The 20986-nt window shown below is 70.0% G+C and carries 15 protein-coding genes and 1 riboswitch; of the genes, 12 read left to right on the top strand and 3 right to left on the bottom strand.

Translation table 11 applies throughout. From position 1 onward, the window contains the following. Positions 1-288 precede the first annotated feature (288 nt). Positions 289-2652 (bottom strand): chitinase C-terminal domain-containing protein, encoded by a 2364-nt coding sequence (locus tag ACWF79_RS31015; RefSeq protein ID WP_453731496.1) that lies wholly within the window; start codon positions 2650-2652, stop codon positions 289-291. Between the two features lie 242 nt (positions 2653-2894). After that, positions 2895-3024: riboswitch (FMN riboswitch) on the top strand. A 161-nt stretch (positions 3025-3185) separates the two neighbouring features. Between ACWF79_RS31015 and ribD the strand changes: the two genes are divergently transcribed. The 10 genes from ribD (at position 3186) to ACWF79_RS30965 (ending at position 11709) form a co-directional block, all read left to right on the top strand. Further along, positions 3186-4274 carry a bifunctional diaminohydroxyphosphoribosylaminopyrimidine deaminase/5-amino-6-(5-phosphoribosylamino)uracil reductase RibD gene (gene ribD / locus ACWF79_RS31010; protein ID WP_453731495.1) on the top strand — a complete coding sequence of 363 codons (1089 nt, stop codon included), beginning with the start codon at positions 3186-3188 and terminating at the stop codon, positions 4272-4274. Positions 4275-4276: 2 nt separating this feature from the next. After that, a complete protein-coding gene (locus ACWF79_RS31005) occupies positions 4277-4885 on the top strand; it encodes a riboflavin synthase (RefSeq protein ID WP_453731494.1) in 609 nt (202 codons plus the stop codon). A gap of 44 nt (positions 4886-4929) precedes the next feature. Then, a complete protein-coding gene (locus tag ACWF79_RS31000; protein ID WP_453731498.1) occupies positions 4930-5520 on the top strand; it encodes a nicotinamide mononucleotide transporter family protein in 591 nt (196 codons plus the stop codon). Next, a complete protein-coding gene (locus ACWF79_RS30995) occupies positions 5517-6794 on the top strand; it encodes a bifunctional 3,4-dihydroxy-2-butanone-4-phosphate synthase/GTP cyclohydrolase II (protein WP_453731493.1) in 1278 nt (425 codons plus the stop codon). Before ACWF79_RS31000 ends, ACWF79_RS30995 begins: the two co-directional genes overlap by 4 nt. A 37-nt stretch (positions 6795-6831) precedes the next feature. Further along, the gene (gene ribH, locus ACWF79_RS30990; protein WP_215071932.1) at positions 6832-7317 is read left to right on the top strand and encodes a 6,7-dimethyl-8-ribityllumazine synthase; all 486 of its coding nucleotides are present in this window, start codon (positions 6832-6834) and stop codon (positions 7315-7317) included. Positions 7318-7400: 83 nt separating this feature from the next. Next, positions 7401-7673, top strand: coding sequence for a phosphoribosyl-ATP diphosphatase (locus tag ACWF79_RS30985; RefSeq protein ID WP_053643769.1), 273 nt, complete (start codon positions 7401-7403; stop codon positions 7671-7673). Positions 7674-7730: 57 nt separating this feature from the next. After that, entirely contained in the window at positions 7731-8579 is an 849-nt protein-coding gene (gene hisG, locus ACWF79_RS30980) for an ATP phosphoribosyltransferase (RefSeq protein WP_453731492.1), read from the top strand. Between the two features lie 81 nt (positions 8580-8660). Beyond that, on the top strand, positions 8661-9113 hold the full coding sequence (locus ACWF79_RS30975; protein WP_453731491.1) for a PH domain-containing protein: 453 nt from the start codon (positions 8661-8663) through the stop codon (positions 9111-9113). 212 nt (positions 9114-9325) lie between these two features. Further along, entirely contained in the window at positions 9326-10666 is a 1341-nt protein-coding gene (locus ACWF79_RS30970; RefSeq protein WP_453731490.1) for a hemolysin family protein, read from the top strand. After that, positions 10663-11709 carry a hemolysin family protein gene (locus ACWF79_RS30965; protein ID WP_453731489.1) on the top strand — a complete coding sequence of 349 codons (1047 nt, stop codon included), beginning with the start codon at positions 10663-10665 and terminating at the stop codon, positions 11707-11709. The genes ACWF79_RS30970 and ACWF79_RS30965 overlap by 4 nt, the downstream gene beginning before the upstream one ends. Positions 11710-11760: 51 nt before the next feature. On the opposite strand, the gene ACWF79_RS30960 is transcribed toward ACWF79_RS30965, so the two are convergent. After that, on the bottom strand, positions 11761-13659 hold the full coding sequence (locus ACWF79_RS30960; protein WP_453731497.1) for an AAA family ATPase: 1899 nt from the start codon (positions 13657-13659) through the stop codon (positions 11761-11763). A 363-nt stretch (positions 13660-14022) separates the two neighbouring features. Continuing rightward, positions 14023-14658: a uridine kinase family protein gene (locus ACWF79_RS30955; protein ID WP_453731488.1), complete on the bottom strand. Its 636-nt coding sequence runs from the start codon at positions 14656-14658 to the stop codon at positions 14023-14025. A 305-nt stretch (positions 14659-14963) separates the two neighbouring features. Between ACWF79_RS30955 and ACWF79_RS30950 the strand changes: the two genes are divergently transcribed. Together ACWF79_RS30950 and ACWF79_RS30945 are read left to right on the top strand one after the other, a co-directional pair. Further along, positions 14964-16316: a peptidase C39 family protein gene (locus tag ACWF79_RS30950; RefSeq protein WP_453731487.1), complete on the top strand. Its 1353-nt coding sequence runs from the start codon at positions 14964-14966 to the stop codon at positions 16314-16316. 1064 nt (positions 16317-17380) lie between these two features. Next, positions 17381-20980, top strand: a complete 3600-nt coding sequence (locus tag ACWF79_RS30945) for a LamG domain-containing protein (RefSeq protein WP_453731486.1) — start codon at positions 17381-17383, stop codon at positions 20978-20980. Positions 20981-20986 lie beyond the last annotated feature (6 nt).

Below are 20986 nucleotides of genomic sequence, written 5' to 3'. Positions count from 1 at the left end.
CATGGCTCCGCCATGGCGCCCTCCTCCGCCTTGCGATCCACGGCACCAGACCCCGCTCCCTGATCCGGCCTGATCCAAACGAAAGACCCTAGGGCTGTCGCGTCTTCTCGGCTCGGCGGGCGTGCCCGTACCTCCGGTCACCAGGAAGGTGGTCATGTCTCCACGGTGAACGCCTTCGACGCGGCCCGCACGTGCGGACCGCGTCGAAGGCGGGGCAGGACCCGGCGACGGCAAGGGCCGTGAGTTCCGCCGCCGGGCGATTTCGTGGAGGTCAGGGCATCGGGGGCCTCAGCAGGCGCCGAGGTCCTTCCAGACGCCCCATTCGCCGGTCGTGCCCGGCTCCTCGTTCTGGGTCCACCACTGGGCCTTCCACTTGCGCCCCTTGTGGGAAACCTCGTTGCCCGCGTTGTAGACCGTGCCGGCCACGTACGCCGGGGCGGTGCAGGTGCCACCGGTCGGCGTCGGGGTCGGGCCCGTCGGGGTCGGGGTCGGGGTGGGAGTGGGGCCCGTCGGCGTGGGCGTCGGGGTCGAGCCGCCCGGCTCCACCACCGTCGTCCCGCGCGCCAGGTCACCGGCGAGCGCGTAGGTCGTACCGCTGATGTTCACCGTCCAGTTCGACGGCGTGGACACCGGCAGGTAGTAGTTGAACGCCAGGTCCACCGAGGCGCCGGGGGCCAGAGTCTGCCAGGCCGGGAGCTTCAGCGAGACCCGGTGGAAGTCGCCCTTCAGGCCGCCCACGTTGGTTCCGGTGTGGTCGCTGCTGATCACCTTCGTACCGAAGCCGGACTGGTCGGAGGCGTTGCCCGGAGCCGCGGTCGCGTAGTCGAACTGGAACTCCGTGCCGCCCGGGAGCGTGGTGGCCGTGTTGTTGGTGATCTTCAGCTTGGGCGTGATCGGGTAGTTGGAGTCGCCCAGCTTGAACTCGGTGAACTCCGTCTTGATGTCCACGGCCCGCGTCGGCAGCGTGGCGTTGGACTTCTTCGACCCGTACGGGGTGGCCGCCTTGAACTTGTCGTACATCAGCGAGGTGAGCGTGTCACCCATCTCGTACTGACCCTTGGCGGCGTTCCAGTCGTAGTCGCCGGCCATCTCCCAGACCATCGTGCCGCCGATGCCCTTGCTGACCACGTAGTCGGCCTTGGCCGCCACCGACTGCTCGTCCTCGGTGGACAGGAAGACCTTCTTCTGCGCGTTCCACAGCCACGGCGCGACCAGGGTCGAGTCGTACTTGCGGGCGTAGGTGCCGGTCAGCGTGGTGTTCGCGGGGAAGCCGTACCGCGTGACGTAGTCGCCGACGATCCCCTTCTCCAGGTTCTTGGCGTGCCACATCGGGTTGGAGCCCGCGGGCGACTCGGCGCCGTTGGTGTCCTTGTCGTGCCACAGGTTGTCGATGCCGACGGCGCCGTCACCGCACTTGGTCAGACCGGCGCCGGCCGGGCAGGTGGTCGCGGTGGCCTTGCCCCACAGGCCGTCGGTGCCGCCCTGCACGTTCTTGTGGCCGCGGGTGTAGTACGGCAGGCCGATGTTGATCCGGCCGGCCGGCATCGAGCCGCGGAAGTAGTGGTACGCCCAGTCGGTGTTGAGGTACCCGACACCGCCGTACTGGGAGGAGCCGTAGACGCCCGCGGCGGCCAGTTCGCCGTCCTTGCCGTCGTCGAAGAGCGAGGCGTTCGGGCCGACGTACTCGTTCCAGGCGCCGTGCAGGTCGTAGGACATGATGTTGACGTAGTCCAGATACTTCTGCATCTGGAAGGTCTCCATGCCGCGCAGCAGGTAGCCGGAGGAGGGCGCGGCGACGGTCAGCAGGTAGTGCTTGCCGTCGGCGGCGCCGGCCCGGTCGAGCTTCTCGCGCAGGGTCTTCATCAGCGCGTCGTAGCCCTTGACCAGGCCCGCGCGGCGGGCGTTGGCAAGCTGCCAGTCGAGCGGATTGCCCGCGTCCTTCATCGTCGTCGGGTACTCGTAGTCGATGTCGACGCCGTTGAAGCCGTACTTCTTGATGAAGGCGACGGCCGAGTCCGCGAACGTGTTGATCCCGGCCTGGTTGACCGAACCGTCGGCGTTGGTGGCCATCGCGTAGAAGCCGCCGGAGTTCACCCGGGTGCCGTTGTCGTCGAAGTAGCCGCCGGTCTCCGCCCAGCCGCCGACCGAGATCAGCGTCTTGACGTCCGGGTGCTGCTTCTTGAACTTGTTCAGCAGGTTGAAGTGGCCCTTGTAGGCGAAGCCCGGGTCCATCTCCGCGCCGGCGACTCCGGGCCAGGTCATCCCGGTGGCCGCGTTGTTCGGCCCGTCCGCGCCGACCGACAGTTTGTTGTCGGAACCGACGTGTCCGAAGGCGTAGTTGATGTGGGTGATCTTGTCCCACGGAATGTTGTTGGCGAGGTAGGCGGGCTCGCCGTTCTTGCCGGTGCGCCAGCCGGTGAAGTAGCCGATGACGCGGCGCTGGTGGTCCGCGCCCATCTTCTCGCGGCCCTCGGTGTCGTAGACCGAGCAGTACGGGACGTCGACGCCGGGGGTCTTGTACAGCCCGTCCGGGCGACAGCTCTCGTTGTCGGCCGCGTGCGAGACGCCGCCGGCGAGGGAGCTGAGCAGGAGCCCGGCGACGGCCGCGCCGGACGCGAGCAGCGAGACCCTCGTCTTCGTGGGGGACAACACGATCGGTTCCTCCAAGGGAGGTTGATAAACACAACGAACAAACGGGTGGGTCGTGTTGGGCCCGTGGAGTGCGCACACCGGCGGGCCGTACCTCGGAGGTGACACGGAGATTAAGAGGACTAGACCAGTGCGTCAATAGGTCTGGACCAGGGAATGGGCGGCGGATGACTTGTGAGCCAGCCCACAGGGCATCGCCCGCATGGCCGACGACCGGCCGTGGCACACTGGCCCTGTATCAGCAGCAGCGCACTCCGGGGTCGGTGTAATTCCGAACCGGCGGTATAGTCCGCGACCCGTCCGCAGCCAGCGGCCGGTTGACCAGGTGAAATTCCTGGACCGACGGTGAAAGTCCGGATGGGAGGCAGTGCGCGGCGGGCGACCCTTCAGGGGGCGCTGTCGGCCGTATCGCCGCTGGTCGCCCTCGTCGGCGACCGGTGTGTCCGGCCTCGGCATCCCTGCGCGAAGCGTCGTACCCGCTCTCTGTCGTCATCGACAGGCCCCGGAGTCCGTGCCCGAAGAGGCAGGAGGACCCGGTGGCAGACCAGGCCGACATCACCGCCATGCGACGCGCCGTCGCGCTCGCCGCCCGCGGCCTCGGCTCCACGAGCCCCAACCCGGTCGTCGGCTGCGTCCTCCTCGACGCCTCCGGACAGACCGTCGGCGAGGGCTTCCACCAGCGCGCCGGCGGACCCCACGCCGAGATCCACGCCCTGCGCGCGGCCGGCGACCTCGCCCGCGGCGCCACCGCCTACGTCACCCTCGAACCCTGCAACCACACCGGTCGCACCGGCCCCTGCGCCCAGGCGCTGGTCGAGGCCGGGGTCCGCCGCGTCGTGTACGCGGTCGGCGACCCGAACCCGCAGGCCACGGGCGGTGCGCAGACCCTGCGCGCGGCCGGGATCGAAGTGCTCGGCGGGCTGCTCGCGGACGAGGCCGAGGCGGGCAACATCGCCTGGCTCACCTCCGTACGCCTCGGCCGCCCCTTCGTCCGCTGGAAGTACGCCGCCACCCTCGACGGCCGGATCGCCGCCGCCGACGGCACCTCCCGCTGGATCACCTCCGCCGAGTCCCGCGCCGACGTCCACCGGCTGCGCGCCGAGGCCGACGCCGTCGTCGTCGGCTCCGGCACCGCCCGCGCCGACGACCCCCACCTCGCCGTACGCGGCGTCGAGGGCGCCGTCCAGCCGCTGCGGGTCGTCGTCGACAGCGACGCGAGCGCCGTGAAGCCGGGGGCCCGGGTCCTGGACGACGCGGCCCGCACCGTGATCGCCGTGGCCGAGGACCTCATTCCCGAGGAGACCGTCCACCTCCCCGAGACCTGGCGGCTCCCGCGCGCCCCCGGCGGCGGCCTCGACATCGCCGCGCTCCTCGCCTCGCTCCACCAGCAGGGCGTCCGCTCCGTCCTCCTCGAAGGCGGGCCGACCCTGGCCGGTGCCTTCGTCCGCGCGGGCGCCGTCGACCAGGTCGTCGGCTATCTCGCCCCCGTCCTCCTCGGCGCGGGCCCGAACGCCCTCGCCGACGCCGGAATCACCACCATCACCGACGCGTTGCGGCTCGACGTCACCGAGACCGTGCGTATCGGATCCGATCTCCGCATCACCGCGACCCTCAAGGGAGCCTGACCGTGTTCACCGGAATCGTCGAAGAACTGGGCGAGGTCACCGCCGTCGAGAAGCTGGCCGACGCCTCCCGCTTCCGCCTGCGCGGTCCCCTGGTCACGGAGGGCGCCAAGCACGGCGACTCCATCGCCGTCAACGGTGTCTGTCTCACGGTCGTGGAGCACGGCGACGGAGAGTTCACCGCCGACGTGATGGCCGAGACCCTGAAGCGCTCCTCCCTCGGCGCGCTCGACGTCGGCTCCCGCGTCAACCTGGAGCGGCCCATGGCGGTCGGCGAGCGCCTCGGCGGACACATCGTCCAGGGCCACGTCGACGGCACGGGCTCGATCCTCGACCGGACGCCCTCCGAGAACTGGGAGATCGTCAAGGTCGCCCTCCCCGCGCACCTCTCCCGGTACGTCGTCGAGAAGGGCTCGATCACGGTCGACGGCGTCAGCCTCACCGTCGTCGAGGCCGCCGACGACTGGTTCACCATCAGCCTCATCCCGACCACGCTCGCGCTGACCACCCTCGGCATCAAGCAGAGCGGCGACCCGGTCAACCTCGAAGTGGACGTCATCGCCAAGTACGTCGAGCGGCTGCTCGGCCCTACGCCGAAGGGGAACGTCAAGTGAACTGGCTCAACTCCGAGGCGTTCACCGTCCTCGACCAGCACATCATGTGGTCCGACATGATCGGCAACACGATCGGTCTGATCGCCCTCGCGCTCGGCTGGCGGCGCTCCATCCTCACGTGGCCCGCGCAGCTGCTCTCCGGCGTGATCCTCGTCGGCGCCTACGCCTCCGCCCACCTCAGCGGCGGCGTCGGCAAGCAGCTCCTCGTCATCGGCGTCGCCGCCTGGGGCTGGTGGCAGTGGAACCGCGGCCGGCAGCAGGCCCAGGACGGCTCCATAGCCGTCCGCTTCGCGAGCTGGAAGGAGCGCGGCTTCCTCCTGGCCGGCGCCGTCCTCGGCACCCTCGCGGTCGGCGGCCTGTTCACGCTCTACCCCTCGCTCTCCTGGAGCCCGTGGGCCGACGCGTACATCTTCGTCGGCACCCTCGTCGCGATGATCGCCCAGGCCCGCGGCCTCGTCGAGTTCTGGTTCGCCTGGCTCCTCGTGGACCTCGTCGGCGTCCCCCTCGCCTTCAGCAGCGGCCTCGCCTTCTCCGGCCTGGTCTACGTCATCTACTTCGCCCTCGTCATCTGGGGCATGCGCGACTGGTGGCTCCGGACGCGTACCGCTTCTGCTCTGGAAGGAGCCACAGCATGAGTGCGCTGCCGATCTGGGAGGTCACCGACCTGTCCCTCGACCCCGTCGAGCAGGCCATCCGTGACATCGCCGCCGGTCGCCCCGTCGTCGTGGTCGACGACGAGGACCGGGAGAACGAGGGCGACCTCGTCATCGCCGCCGAGATGGCCACCCCCGAGGTCGTCGCCTTCATGATGAGCGAGTGCCGCGGACTGATCTGCGCCCCCATGGAGAGCGACGAGCTGGAGCGGCTCCAGCTCCCGCAGATGGTCGAGCACAACACCGAGTCGATGCGGACGGCGTTCACCGTCTCCGTCGACGCCTCGCCCGCCCACGGCGTCACCACCGGCATCTCCGCCGCCGACCGCGCCACCACCCTGCGGATGCTGGCGAGCGGCGCGCACGAGCCGTCCGACTTCGTCCGCCCCGGCCACATCTTCCCGCTGCGCGCCAAGGCCGGCGGCGTCCTGGTCCGCAACGGCCACACCGAGGCCGCCGTCGACCTCGCCCGCCTCGCGGGGCTGCGCCCGGCCGGCGCGATCGTGGAGATCGCCGGCGAGGACGGCGTGATGCTGCGGCTGCCCGAGCTCGTCCCGTTCGCCCGCAAGCACGGCCTCACGATCATCTCGATCGAGGACCTCGTCGCCTACCGCCGCTCCGCCGAGCCGACCGTCCGGCGCGAGGCCGAGGTCCAGCTCCCGACGGCCCATGGCGACTTCACCGCGTACGGCTACCGCTCCATCGTCGACGGCGTCGAGCACGTCGCCCTCGTCCACGGCGAGATCGGCGACGGCGAGGACGTCCTCGTCCGGGTCCACTCCGAGTGCCTGACCGGCGACATCTTCCACTCGTTGCGCTGCGACTGCGGCCCCCAGCTCCAGGCCTCCATGGACCGCATCACCGAGGCCGGCCGCGGCGTCGTGGTCTACCTCCGGGGCCACGAGGGCCGCGGCATCGGCCTGCTGTCCAAGCTGCGCGCGTACGAACTCCAGGAGCGCGGCCGCGACACCCTCGACGCCAACCTGGAACTGGGCCTGCCCGCCGACGCCCGCGACTACGCGGCAGGCGCGCAGATCCTCGGCGACCTCGGCGTCCGCAGCCTCCGGCTGATGACCAACAACCCCGACAAGATCGACGCCCTCACCGCGCACGGCCTCACGGTCGAGGGCCGCGAGCCCATGCCGGTCCAGGCGGGCGAGCACAACCTCCGCTACCTGCGCACCAAGCGGGACCGGATGGGCCACGACCTGCCCTGGCTGGACGCGAGCACCGCGTCCACCTGCGCGAACCAGTAACCCCCAGCACGTCACCCCGTACCGAGCAAGGAGAGACATGAGCGGCAAGGGCGCACCCGTCCTCAGCGTGAAGAACTGCGGCGACCTGCGGGTGGCCGTCATCGCGGCCCAGTGGCACGAGAAGATCATGGACGGCCTCGTCGACGGCGCGCTGCGCGCCCTGCACGAGCTCGGCATCGACGAGCCGACCCTGCTGCGCGTCCCCGGGAGCTTCGAGCTGCCGGTGGTGGCGAAGGTCCTCGCCGGTCGCGGCTACGATGCCATCGTGGCGCTCGGCGTCGTCATCCGCGGCGGAACGCCGCACTTCGAGTACGTGTGCCAGGGCGTCACCCACGGCCTCACCCAGGTCTCGATCGACACCGGCGTACCCGTCGGATTCGGCGTCCTGACCGTGGACAACGAGGAGCAGGCCCTGGACCGGGCGGGCCTCGAAGGTTCCAGCGAGGACAAGGGCCACGAGGCCGTCACCGCCGCCGTCGCCACCGCGACGACGCTGCGCACGGTCAGCGAACCCTGGCGCTGAGTTCCCGCCCGTCTCCCGACCACCACCCCTCGACGGAGGCGCTGCGCGCCCGCCTACTCACACCCCGTACTCTTAGGACCATCATGGCGAACAAAACCTTCGAAGAGCTCTTCGCCGAGCTCAAGCTCAAGGCCGAGAACGGCGACCCGGCCACCTCCCGCACCGCGGAACTGGTGGACAAGGGCGTCCATGCCATCGGCAAGAAGGTCGTCGAGGAGGCCGCCGAGGTCTGGATGGCCGCCGAGTACGAGGGCAAGGAAGCCGCCGCCGAGGAGATCTCGCAGCTGCTGTACCACGTCCAGGTGATGATGGTCGCGCGCGGGATCTCCCTCGACGACGTCTACGCCCACCTCTGAGCGCACGAATCACCCCACCCTCCCCAAAAGACTCCCCAGGCAAAGGAAGCTCTCCCCATGCTGCGCATCGCCGTCCCCAACAAGGGTTCACTGTCCGGACCTGCGTCGGCGATGCTCCATGAGGCCGGCTACCGCCAGCGCAAGGAGTCCAAGGAGCTCGTGGTCATCGACCCCGAGAACGAGGTCGAGTTCTTCTACCTGCGGCCGAAGGACATCGCCATCTACGTGGCCTCCGGCAAGCTGGACATCGGCATCACCGGCCGTGACCTGCTCCTCGACTCCGGCGCCAACGCCGAGGAGATCCTCCCGCTGAACTTCGGCCGGTCGACCTTCCGCTACGCCACCCGGCCCGGCACCGCGAAGGGCCCCGAGGACTTCCACGGCATGACGATCGCCACCTCCTACGAGGGCATCGTCGCCAAGCACCTCGCGGACCAGGGCATCGACGCCTCCGTCGTCCACCTCGACGGCGCCGTCGAGACCGCCATCAAGCTCGGCGTCGCCCAGGTCATCGCGGACGTCGTCGAGACCGGCACCAGCCTGCGCAACGCCGGCCTGGAGGTCATCGGCGACCCGATCCTCACCTCCGAGGCCGTGGTGATCCGGCAGTCCGGCGCCTCCACCGAGGACGCCCGCGTCCAGACCTTCCTGCGCCGCCTCCAGGGCGTCCTGGTGGCCCGCAGCTACGTGATGATGGACTACGACTGCCGCGCCGAGCACCTGGAGCAGGCCGTCGCCCTCACCCCGGGTCTGGAGTCGCCGACCGTCTCGCCCCTGCACAACGAGGGCTGGGTCGCCGTCCGGGCCATGGTCCCGGCCAAGGACGCGCAGCGGATCATGGACGACCTGTACGAGCTGGGTGCCCGCGCCATCCTGACGACGGCCATCCACGCCTGCCGTCTCTGACGCCCGGCACCGCCCGCCCGCGACCCGGCACCGACCGCCCGGCCGGACGACCGCCCGGCACCTGACGTACGAGGAACACCGATGTCCGACGCCCCGACGCCCGCCCTCCCGGTCACCTTCCGGCCGGGCCGCACCCGCGCGGTCCTGCTGACGATCGGGACGGTGATGTTCACCGTCATCACGGCCGTCACGCTGATGCTGGAGCGGCTCAGCCCGGGGGAGCGGATCAGCTTCATCTTCACCGCGGCGCTCTTCCTCGGCGTCCTCGTGATGCTGAGCCGCCCCAAGGTCGTCGCCGACGACGAAGGCGTCACCGTCGTCAACATCACCCGGACCCGCCGACTGGCCTGGGCGGAGATCCTCCAGGTCAACCTGCGCCCCGGTGACCCCTGGGTCTTCCTCGACCTCAGCGACGGCACCAGCATGCCCGCGCTCGGCATCCAGCCCGGCATCGCGAAGGAGCAGGCGATCCGGGACGCCCGCGCCCTGCGGGCCCTGGCCGAGAGCCACGGCACCCGGCCGGACGCGGACTGACCCGGATCCCCCATACGGGGCCGACCCCCTGCCCCGGGCAGGGTCCGCGTGATTACTCTGGAGGCGGTGGTGCCGAGCGGCACCACCGCCTCGCATGTGCAGGGCCGCTGCCGCGGCCCGCGAGGCACCCTGCGACCCGAGGAGTGACTCCCTCCAGCAATGGACGGATCGTCCGGTAGTACCCGCGCCGCCCCCTCCACGGAGGCGGCGGCATGATCATCCCTCTTCTGCTGCTCGCCGCAGCCTTCCTCCTGATCCTCGCCAACGGCTTCTTCGTGGCGGCCGAATTCGGCCTCGTCACCGTGGAACGCCCCGAGGCCGAACGGGCCGCGGCCGCCGGCGACCGGCGCGCGCGCACCGTCGTCACCGCGCTCGGCGAGCTGTCCTTCCAGCTCTCCGGCACCCAGCTCGGCATCACGATCACCTCCCTCGTCGTCGGCATGCTCGCCGAGCCCGCGCTCGCCCAGCTCCTCGACGGACCCCTCACCGCGACCGGCCTGCCCGACGGCGCCGTCTCCGGAATCGCGGTCGCGATCGGGATGCTCCTCGCCTCCGCCGTACAGATGGTGGTCGGTGAACTCGTCCCGAAGAACTGGGCCGTCTCCCGGCCGCTGCAGGTGGCACGCTTCGTCGCCGGGCCGCAGCACCTCTTCTCCTCCCTCTTCCGCCCGGTCATCGCCCTGCTCAACCGGGTCGCCAACCGGCTCGTCCGGCTGTTCGGCGTCGAACCCACCGACGAACTCGACTCCGTCCGCACCCCCGGCGAGCTGGTCGCGCTGGCCCGGCACTCGGCCCGGGCGGGCGCGCTCGAACAGGACACCGCCGACCTCTTCGTACGGACCCTCACCCTCGGCGGACTCACCGCCCAACAGGCCATGACCCCGCGGGTGAAGGTGAGTGCCCTCCAGTCGGACGCCACCGCGGCCGACGTCCTCAACCTCACCCGGGCGACGGGGCTTTCACGCTTCCCCGTCTACCGCGAGCGGATCGACGAGATCATCGGCATGGTCCACCTCAAGGACGCCCTCGCGGTGCCGCCGCACGAACGGCTGCGCACGCCCGTCGGCCGGATCGCCGTGCCGCCGCTGCTCGTCCCCGAGACACTGCCCGCCCAGGCGCTCCTGGAGCGGCTGCGGCGCGAGCAGCCGATCGCCGTGGTCGTCGACGAGTACGGCGGTACGGCCGGGGTCGTCACCCTGGAGGACATCGTCGAGGAGCTCGTCGGCGAGGTCCGCGACGAACACGACACCGCCGCCGACGCGCGGCCCGAGCTGGCCGCCGTGGCCGCCGAGGACGGCAACCCCGCCTGGGAGGCCGACGGCTCCTGCCGCGTGCACACCCTGCACCGGATAGGGCTCGACGTGCCCGACGGGCCGTACGAGACGGTCGCCGGACTGGTCGCCGACCTCCTCGGCCGTATCCCGGCCCCCGGTGACCGGGCCGAACTCCCCGGCTGGCGGCTCCTGGTGCGCCAGGTCGACCGCTACCGCGCCGAGCGGGTACGGATCGTCCGGACCGCCGAGGTGCCCGCGGCGCCGGAGGCGGTGCGATGAGCCTGCTCCACCTGCTGTTCGCCCTCCTGCTGGTAGTGGCCAACGGCTTCTTCGTCGGCGCCGAGTTCGCGCTCGTCTCCGTACGCCGCAGTCAGATCGAGCCGCTGGGCGGCAAGCGGGCCCGCCAGGTCCTGTACGGCCTGGAGAACCTGCCGCAGATGATGGCGGCCGCGCAGTTCGGCATCACCGTCTGCTCCCTGACCCTGGGCGCGGTCGCCGAGCCGACCGTGGCCCACCTCCTCGAACCGGTCTTCCACGCCGTCGGCGTGCCGGCCGGGCTCATCCATCCGCTGGGGTACGTCGTGGCGCTCGCCGCGGTCGTCTTCCTCCACCTCGTCATCGGCGAGATGGTGCCGAAGAACCTCGCGATGGCCGCGCCGGAACGGACCGCCCTCTGGCTCGGCCCGGCCCTGGTCGGCTTCGCCCGCGTCTGCCGCCCGGTCACCCGGGCGCTCGGCGCGTGCGCCCGGCTGGTGCTGCGGGCCTTCCGTGTCGAGCCGAAGGACGAGGTGGAGGCCGTCTTCACCAGCACCCAGCTCGGTCGGCTCGTGCAGGACGCCGGCCAGGCCGGCCTGCTCGACCCGGTCGAGCAGGAGCGTCTCGGGGACGCCCTGGAGCTGGGCAGCCGTACGGTCATGGACGTTCTCATGGCTTCGTCCGCGCTGGTGACGGTCACGCCGGCGGTGACACCCCGGGAGATCGAGGAGCTCACGGTCCGCACGGGCTACTCACGCTTCCCGGTGTGCGCCGAGGGCCGCGGGACGTTCATGGGGTTCGTGCACGTCAAGGACGTCCTGGACCTGGAGGAACGGGAGCGGGCCGTGCCCCAGCACATCTGGCGGCCCATGGCGACGGTCCGGGCCGAGCTGCCGCTCGACGACGCGCTCACCGTGATGCGCCGCGCGGCGACCCACCTCGCCCAGGTGGCGGACGGATCGGGCCGGATCCTCGGCCTGGTCGCCCTGGAGGACGTCCTGGAGATGCTGGTGGGCGAGGTCAGGGACCCGGCGCACCGCACGCCGGAACAGGTACTGACGGCCTGAGCCCCTGTGGGTGGTTGCGGTCACGCACGCGCGGCCGCGACCACCCACCTCTCAGAGCCCCCCGGGTTCCTGCGGTCCCCGCCGCCCCGACAGCACCTCTCCGTACGCCTGCATCAGGTCCGCGAGGCGCAGCGTCGCCAGGTCCTCCCGCGTCGGCGTGCCCGGATAGCCCGCGAGCCGCAGGTCCCGGTACGCGCAGGACTTCTCGTACAGCGTGCGCAGGAAGCGGCCGTTGCCCAGCTCGTCGATCCAGCCCTGGTCCACGACGTGTCCGCTGATCGAGCGCAGCTCGTCCAGCGCCTCCTCGTCCCAGCCGTCCCCGTTCGCCGCCGCGAGGACCTCGCCGATGGCGGTCAGTTCGAGCGGGCGGTACGAGGGGAAGTCGACCCGGGTCGTGAAGCGCGAGGAGAGCCCGGGGTTGGTGGCGAGCAGCCGGTCCATGCCCTCGGGGTAGCCGGCCAGGATCACCACCAGGTGGTCCCGGTTGTCCTCGGCGCGCTTGAGGAGGACCTGGAGCGCCTCGTCGCCGTACGCGTCGCCCTTGCTGTAGCCGGTGTTGGAGAGCGAGTACGCCTCGTCCACGAAGAGGACACCGCCGATCGCCGAGTCGATCAACTCGTTCGCCTTGACGGCGGTCTGGCCCAGGAACTCGCCGACCATGTCCGCCCGTTGGGCCTCGACCAGATGGTCGCCGCCGAGGAGCCCGAGCGCGTAGAAGACCCGGCCCAGGATGCGGGCGACGGTGGTCTTCCCGGTGCCCGAGGGGCCCGAGAAGACAAAGTGACGTTTCGGCGGCTGCACGGGCAGGCCCTGCCCGGCGCGCAGCCGGGCCATCTCCAGCTGCGCCGACAACGCCTTGACCTGCCGCTTCACCGGCTCCATCCCGACCATGCGCTCCAGCTCGGCGAGCGCCTCGGCGAGCAGGGCGGGGTCGGTGGGGCTGGCGGGGAAGCGGGGTGGCGCGGGCTGCGCGGGGACCGCCGCCTTCTGACGTACGACGTCGGGGGGCTCGGGCGGTCCGGTGGGGACGGTCGGGGCCGGGGCCGGGGGCTCCGTGCCGAGCCGCAGCGAGTCGGGGGCGGGGCCGTCGACGTCGGCCTGCGCCGCGTCGGCGGCGGCGGTGTCCTGCCCGACCCCGCCGAGCGAGACGGCCGCGAGCCCCGCGGGCTCGTCCGGGCCCTCGAACCCGTCGTACTCGGTGATCGCCGCCAGCCTCGCGGCCGTGTCCATGAACGCGGGGTCGATCCGGTGCACCGCCCGGTAGAGGGGGAGCGCGGCGGCGCTCCGTCCCGTGCCCTCGTGGGCCCTGGCCAGCCAGTAGCGCAGCTCCTTGCGCTGCGGCTGTTCGCTGCGGCAGCGCATCAGGGCGGCGGAGAGCAGCGGTTCCGCCTGGCCGTACATCTCCAGGCGGACCCGGGCCATTCCGCCGAAGAGGCCGGCCTCGATCCCCAGCAGGGGATCGTCGACCAGGGTCTCCGTGTGCCGGACCAGCTGGTCCCAGTCCTTGACCAGATAGGACCGGCAGGCGTGCAGGAAGCGGACCTGCGGATCGGTGTCGACCGGCGGCAGCCCGGCCAGCGCCCGGTCCAGCTCGGGCACATGGCGGCCGTCGAGCCAGTGCGAGGCGTGCGCGAGGAGCAGGTCGCGCGGGCTCTCCAGGACGGGCTGGACCCACCAGCCCAGCCAGTACCAGGAGTTCAGGGTCCGGCGGTGGCGTGCGCGCTGTTCGCCGAACCGGTCGCGGTTGCGGTACATGCGCAGCAGCGCGGTGGTGGTGTCCACCCGCAGCGCGTGCAGCCCGAGCCAGGCGTCCGCCATGCCGGGATCGATTCGTACCGCTGTCCGGAACTCCTCCTCCGCCTGCGGATAGGCGCCCATGGTGTAGGCGTCGACTCCCCGCAGCCAGGCGAGCTCGGCCGGGGCCGGTCCGCCCTGCGTGCCGATGTCCATCGGGTCCCCCACAAAAGTGCCCCCGTTGCTGTCCCGGCGGGCGGGTGCCCGCCGGAAGCCGTACAGAACCGCCTTCTCGCGGACGGGAATTGACCCCACCGAAGGGCATCGTACCTGCGCAGAGGGGGCGCCACGAAGGAGAAGCGCATGATCCGGTGGTCGTAACCCTGGGTAAGCATCAAGGTCGTCGACGGCTCGGAGAAAGGGATGATCAGGGCAGAACGAAGCCCCCGATCACGGGGGAACAACCGGGGGCTTCGTGTCCGCGGCGGCTTCGGAAAGCCGCACATTGAGAACGTAAGACCTGTACGCCCCCTGGGTCAAGCGGAGTTGAGGCACTTGCGGAGGCCGACTTTCGGCTACTCAGTTCGGTGCGCGGGCGCTGTCACGCTCGGTGATGAACTGGTTCGGGCTCGCTGTCACCGAGGGCCCAGGAAGCCATTCGTATCCCTCTGGACACTCCCGTACCAGGGTGTCGGCGAAGGGCCGCGAAGGGTCCGCGGAGAAGTGGCGAGTCTCCGCCACCGTCCACTCGTCCCAGAACGCCTCCTGCGCTGGTCCGTCGCGGTGTCGGCCGCGCGTCCAGGACTCCTCGGGGCCCCGCTCCATCCAGAGCAGCGCCGCCAGGAACGGGCGCAGCGCCCGCCGCCCGGCGCCGACACCCTCGACCAGGACGACCGGAGCCGGGGGCAGCTCCCGGGGTGCGCCGAAGGTCCGCAGAATCCAGTCGTACGGGTGATAGCGCGCGACCTCACCCCGGGAGAGCGGCAGGATCACCTGGTCCCGCATCCGCTCGGTCCACGCGAAGAGCTCCTCGTGGCTGGCGAGGTCGTCGAGGTGGAGGACGGGCGCGTCGAGGCGGTCGGCGAGGCGCGCGGCGAAGGTCGACTTGCCCGAGCCGGCGTGACCGTCGACCGCGATCAGCCGCACCGGCCCGCAGGAGGGCGGCAGGGCGCGCAGCGCGTCGGCGGCGCGGTCGAGGTCGGTCGCGTCGGTCATGGGGCAAGCGTAACGATTGGGCACGGAGGCACCGCAGGTCAGGGGCGCGGCGATGCCAGTGGTGGAGACCAATATTGGTCCGGCGACGCGTGCGGAATCGCTGGCCGAAGCGCTCCGGGAGCCGCGATAGTGGTGCACGCTCTCCCGTCCGTCGCCGTCGTTCGCCGCTCCCGATTCGCTGCTTCCGTCTCGTCGCTCTCGCTTCGTCGCTCACTTTTCGCCGCTGTCGATTCGTCGCTCTCGCCTCGTCGCTCACTTTTCGCCGCTGTCGATTCGTCGCTTCCGACTGGAGGTCGTCACCGCTCATGACCGACTCCGCTCCGCGCAGAACCGTCCTCGCCGCCGCACTCGCAGCCGTCGCGGGAACGGCCGTGGCGTCCACCGTGCCGGCCGCCGTCGCGGACGACCGCCGCCACGCACCGGAACCGGCGCTCGTCGACAACCACTTCTGGGTCTCCTGGGCCGACTGGTGGTCCGGCGCCCACGCCGGCACCCGGCTCGTCGCCGCACACCGCCCCGGCCTGGTGATCGGCACGCCCGCCGGTGTCACCGACTACGCCGACCCGCACACCGGCACGACCTCCACCTGGGAGTACGCGACCTGGACCTCCCCGGTCCACACCTCCTCCGTCCCCGCCACCGAGGTCATCGCCTCCTGGAACGCGGCGACGCCGCCGGGCACCTGGATCCAGATCGAGCTGCGCGGCACCTACAGCGACGCCACCGCCACGCCCTGGTACGTGATGGGCCGCTGGGCGTCCGGCGACGGCGACATCCGGCGCACCTCCGTCGACGACCAGGGCGACGGCCGCAGCTCGATCTGGACCGACACCTTCTCCGTGGACGACCCCGCGAGCGGGCTCCGGCTGGCCGCGTACCAGCTGCGGCTCACCCTCCACCGGACGCCCGGCACCCGGCTCACGCCCACCGTGTGGCGGGTGGGTGCGATGGCCTCCGACATCCCCGACCGCTTCACCGTGCCCGCCTCGACGCCCCGCCTGGCCCGCGAACTGATCGTCCCGCGCTACTCGCAGAACACCCACGTCGGCCAGTACCCGGAGTACGACAACGGCGGCGAGGCCTGGTGCAGCCCGACCTCCTCGCAGATGATCGTCGAGTACTGGGGCCGCCGCCCGAGCGCCGAGGACCTCGCCTGGGTGAACCCGGACTTCGCCGACCCCCAGGTCTGCCACGCGGCCCGCTTCACCTTCGACCACCAGTACGAGGGGTGCGGCAACTGGCCCTTCAACGCGGCCTACGCCGCCACCTACCCCGCCATGAACGCGGTGGTGACCCGGCTGCGCTCGCTCACGGAGCTGGAGACCCTGATCGGGGCGGGCATTCCGGCCATAACGTCACAGTCCTTCCACAAGGAGGAACTGACCGGCGCCGGCTACGGCACCTCCGGCCACCTGATGACCGTGATCGGCTTCACCGAGACCGGCGACGTGATCGCCAACGACCCCGCCTCCCCCAGCAACGAGGCCGTCCGCCGGGTCTACGCGCGCCGGGAGTGGGAGAACATCTGGTTGCGGACAAAACGGTACGACGCGAACGGCAAGGTCAGAAGCGGTACGGGCGGAGTCTGCTACCTCTTCTGGCCGGTCAGGTCAGCACCAAGTCAGCACCGCGCACTGCGGTCGCTCGGCCTGGTGTGAGTATGTGCGGCACCGCGGCCGTAGTCGACGATAACGGGGCGTATCCGACGTGTACTTTCCGGAGGCGTCCTTTGTAGCGCACCACCTGCCGTCGTATCCGCAGAGTGCCGTAGCGCATTTCCTCCGGGAAGACTCTGAGAGGTTCCCCTTTACTAGGTCTGCAACACGTCATGCGCTATATCGCCAGAGACAGGCGAGGGGGTTCGATCGCCTTGGCGATGGCGTATATCTCGTCGAAGCTGGAGAGTTTCCTTTCGCCGACAGGGTCATCCAGCTTGTCAGCCCTGCGTCACGGGATTCATGGGAATCCTTCTTCCGGCTCCGCGCGGACGACCCCGCGCCGCCGGCGGGTGCTCGCCCGCACATCAACGTGCCCTCGATGAAGGGGATCGATGGCGACCGCTACTGTCGCCCCGTGGCAAACGAGCACGTCTGCATCCGCTTCCAGGCCTGGGCCGCGGAGAACCTGGCCCACGCCGCCGGGATCCCGGTCTTCCTGCGCCTTGTTCACGGTGTCGCCGGACTGCCACCCCGAGCCCCAGATCGCACTGGGTGTCCACGCGATTGTCACTGATCAAGCATGGGTGCGTGACCTCCATCACCTTCCATAGCTCCTTCGCAATGTCACGCTGTGCAGCACTACCGGAGTTCTTGGTTCCGAATGTTGAGGTGCCCACGGGTCGCCGAGATCTGACTCGCAACCACCACTTGCCAGTTGCGTGATACCGGCTGGGCGCCACCCTTGGCGCCCTGTGTTGGTTGGCTACTGGCTGCGACCGTCACCTTTCGGGGGCGTCGCGAAGAGCCTGCTGGGAAGTGGGGTCGTATGTCGGCATTTGCGCGCCGGTGTCGCGTCACGCGGAGGCCGTGAATCTTCTTGACGTGGTGTTGAGGTATGTCGTTGGGTGATCCACCTACTGTGATCTGTGTGCAATGCAGGGGTGGGGATTGTGAAGAGACGGTGGGTACCTTGGCGTGCCCGAAAAGTCGTGGTCGCGCTGTGCGCTTCTACGGCCGTGGGTTTCGTGGGTCCGCTCCCATCGGTTCATGCGGCCATTCCGGCCGTGGACTCGCCCGCGCTGGACGAGGCGCACCGAGCGCTCGAAGAGGCCGCTGACTCTGGCCAGCGCGTCGAGGTCGAGGGTGAACGGTCGGAGCGGACCACTGTGTTCGCCAATCCTGATGGCCAGACCTTCACGTTGGAGCAGTCCACCGTTCCGGTGCGGGTTGCCAAACCCGGAGGCGGTTGGCAGGCGCCGGACGCGACCCTCGTCCGCAGAGCGGACGGCACGATCGGCCCCAAGGGGGCCTCGGCGGCTATGACGTTCTCGGGCGGCGGTTCTTCGCAGCCGCTCGTCTCCATCGAGGAGCAGGGCCGCTCTCTGGAACTCGGGTGGCCGGGCGCCTTGCCGGCGCCGGTCGTCGACGGAAGCAGCGCGGTCTATCGTGAGGTGTTCCCGGACGTCGACCTGAAGGTCACGGCCACCGTCGAGAGCTTTCAGCACGTCCTGGTGGTCAAGACTCCGCAGGCTGCTGCCGACCCGAAGTTGAAGGAAGTCACCTTCGGCCTCAAGGCCAAGGGCCTAGACGTCCGTGCGGGGGCTGCGGGCAACCTCAGCGCAGTGGACGAGACCGGTAAGACGATCTTCCGTGCGCCGCCGGCGCGGATGTGGAACTCTGCGGGCTCGGCTGCTGAGACACCGGCCAAGTCGGAGGCGGCTGAGACGCCGGGTGAGCTGAATTCCGCCGCGACCTCGACGACGCGGCACTCCGCCACGGCCGTCTCGGACGACCCTACGCCGGCTGATACATCCGAGACGGCGCCCTCTGGCGAGGGTCTGGCTCCTGGTCAGGGCGACGAGGTCAAGCGCATGGAGGTCAAGCTGGGCGAGGGCACCCTGTCCGTTGTGCCCGACGCTGCCATGCTCACCATGACCGACACTTCCGCGTTCCCCATCTTCATCGACCCGACGGTGACTTGGGGCGAGTCCGAGCGGACGCTGCTGCGGGATGACGGCTACGAGTCGTACGGCTGGGGCAACGGCTCGGACGACCGCGGTATGGGCGTCGGCAAGTGCGGCACATGGGACGTCTACTACTGCGGTCCCGGCTACAGGCAGCGCCTCTACTTCGAGTTCGCGCCCGACCAGCTCAAGGGCAAACAGGTCCTCGACGCGACCTTCGCGGTGACCGAGCCATGGGCTTTCCAGTGCGAGCCCCGAGTGGTTGATCTGGTCCGTACGGAGAACATCTCCTCCACCACGACCTGGGCCCCCAAGGAACTGGACTGGATGGTCGACAGGTGGGTCTCGGCTGGCCGGGGCTCGCTCTGCGACCCCGATTCCCCTGACGCGCCGATCGAGTTCAATGACAACCCGGAAGAGCCGAACGAGAACCTCACGCCGACCGTGCGTGACTTCGCGGCCGGCAAGTTCTCCCGGCTCACGCTGGAGCTGCGTGCCAATGACGAGACAGACACCTCGGCCTGGAAGCGGTTCAAGAACGACGCTGTGCTCCGGGTTGACTACGTGGCTATCCCGGCGAAGCCGACCGGGGTTGGCATCGTGGGTGGATCCGGCGCGGTCTGCAGCACCAATGCCGCGGACCCGACGATTGTCTCCGACCCGACTCCCACGCTGAATTCGACGCCGCAGACCGCAGCCGGCGGCGAGGTCGGCGCGAAGCTGAAGGCTTGGTTCCGTATCGAGACGCAGGCCACGAACGGCACATGGTCCGGCTCTGGCATCGCCGTTCCGGGAGGCAGCGGCTTCGTCGGCGACAACGTCAAGGTCACCCACTCCTGGGGCGCCAGCCTTGCCGAGGGGCCTCTGCACAAGTACATGTCGCTGACGCAGGTGTACTACGACAACGGTGCCCATGCATCGTCCTCGGGCTACAGCCCCCACTGCTACTTCAAGGTCGACCCGACGGCTCCGAAGGCCCCCACGGTGGCGTTCAACGGCCCGTACCTCGAGTGCCTGTCCGACGACTGCGCGGGCGCCGGTGCTCCGGGTGTGGCCGGTGGTTTCACCTTCGGCCCCGCACCTGGTGACACCAACAAGCAGTACGAGTACCGCTTGCTGCCCGCAGCCACCACCTGGACCACGCTCGGTGCCGGCGTCCTGAATGCGACCGTCAACCCTCCGGCCGCCGGAACGCACGTCCTGGAGGTCCGGGCGAAGGACACCTTGGGACGCGCGGGCGCCACCAAGGCGGTCCAGTTCAAGGTGGCGAGCGGTGCGGAGGCCGTTGGCCGCTGGAGCTTCGATGAGCTCGAGGGCGTGGCACTGGACAAGGCCCCAACCGGGGGCGCGTCCAACGCTACCCTTGCCGGCCTTGTCGACCGGGACAGCCGAGGACGACGCGGACTGATCACGCACGACGTTCAGGGAGAGGAGTTGGAGACCCCCGTCACGGACAAGGGCCTTACGTACGGCGGCACCAGCGGCTACGCGGCGACCACCGGACCCGTTGTGGGCACGGGATCGTCCTACACCGTCTCTACGTGGGTGCGTTTGGAGGACGGCAGTCGTACGAGCACGGCTCTGAGCCAGGACGGCGCCATGACGCCCGCCTACTACAGTGCCTTCTACCTCGGCTACCGGTCGGACTCCAAGAAGTGGGAACTGCGCACCTCGCCGAAGGATGCGGCGGACGGTGACATCAGCTACCAGATTGTCCAGTCCAAGCGTCCTGCGGTGCTCGGTGTGTGGACGCATCTGGCTGCCGTCTACGACAACGACGCCAAGGTGATCAAGCTCTACGTCAACGGTGAGCTCCAGGGCACCGACACCGTCGCCCCGTCATGGACGTCCACGGGCAAGTTCCAGATCGGCCGTGTCTGGTGGCACAGCGGGTACTACGACTACTGGAAGGGCTCGATCGACGAGACAGCGGCCTGGCAGCGCGCCCTCAACGACGCCGAGATCGCGGAAGAGGCCCGGCTGACGATGCCCGGCGGCATGAACGGAGTGGAACTCGTCGGCAGCTGGACGGCTGCCAACTCCAACGGCACCATCGTCGGCGACTCCGTCTCGGAGTACGGCCGAGTGATGCAGTTGGAGGGTGGCGCGGCGCACGTCGGCGAGGAGATCGTGCTCGACGGAGTGGACGACGCGATGACGGTTGCGGCCCCGGTCATCGACGACACGGGTTCGTTCACGGTGTCGACTCAGGTCGCCCTGGACAGCAGCAATGTGCTCACGAAGGCCAACGGGTACGTCGGTCAGGTGGTCGGCCAGCGCACGGCTGACGGTTCCGCTTGGGGTCTGTGGTTCCAGAAGACCGGCACCAAGTCGGACTGGAACGAGGAGACGATGCAGGAGGAGACCTACCCTGTCGGCTTCTGGTTCTTCGGCCGTCTCAAGGCCGACGGGGCGTTCGAGGCGGTGCAGTCGGAATCCGAGGCCGTCATGGGCGCGACCGTCCGTCTGACGGGAATCTTCGATGCCCAGAGTGGTGAGATCTCCCTCCGCGTCGGCAGCTTGCAGAACGGCGGCTGGAAGGCGTACACCGCCGTGGCCGGCACTGGCGGGATCGCTGTCGGCAAGGGCATGACCGGCGGGGCGTGGAAGCACTTCTTGCCTGCCAAGGTCACCGACGTGCGGATCTGGGTCGGCGCGATGAACAACGAGAGCCAGATCGACGCTCAGATCGGTTCCTGACCGGAC

The organism is Streptomyces sp. NPDC054975, from assembly GCF_053609105.1.
The sequence above is the reverse complement of the archived record's forward strand: the minus strand, read 5'-3'. Positions and strand labels throughout refer to the sequence as shown.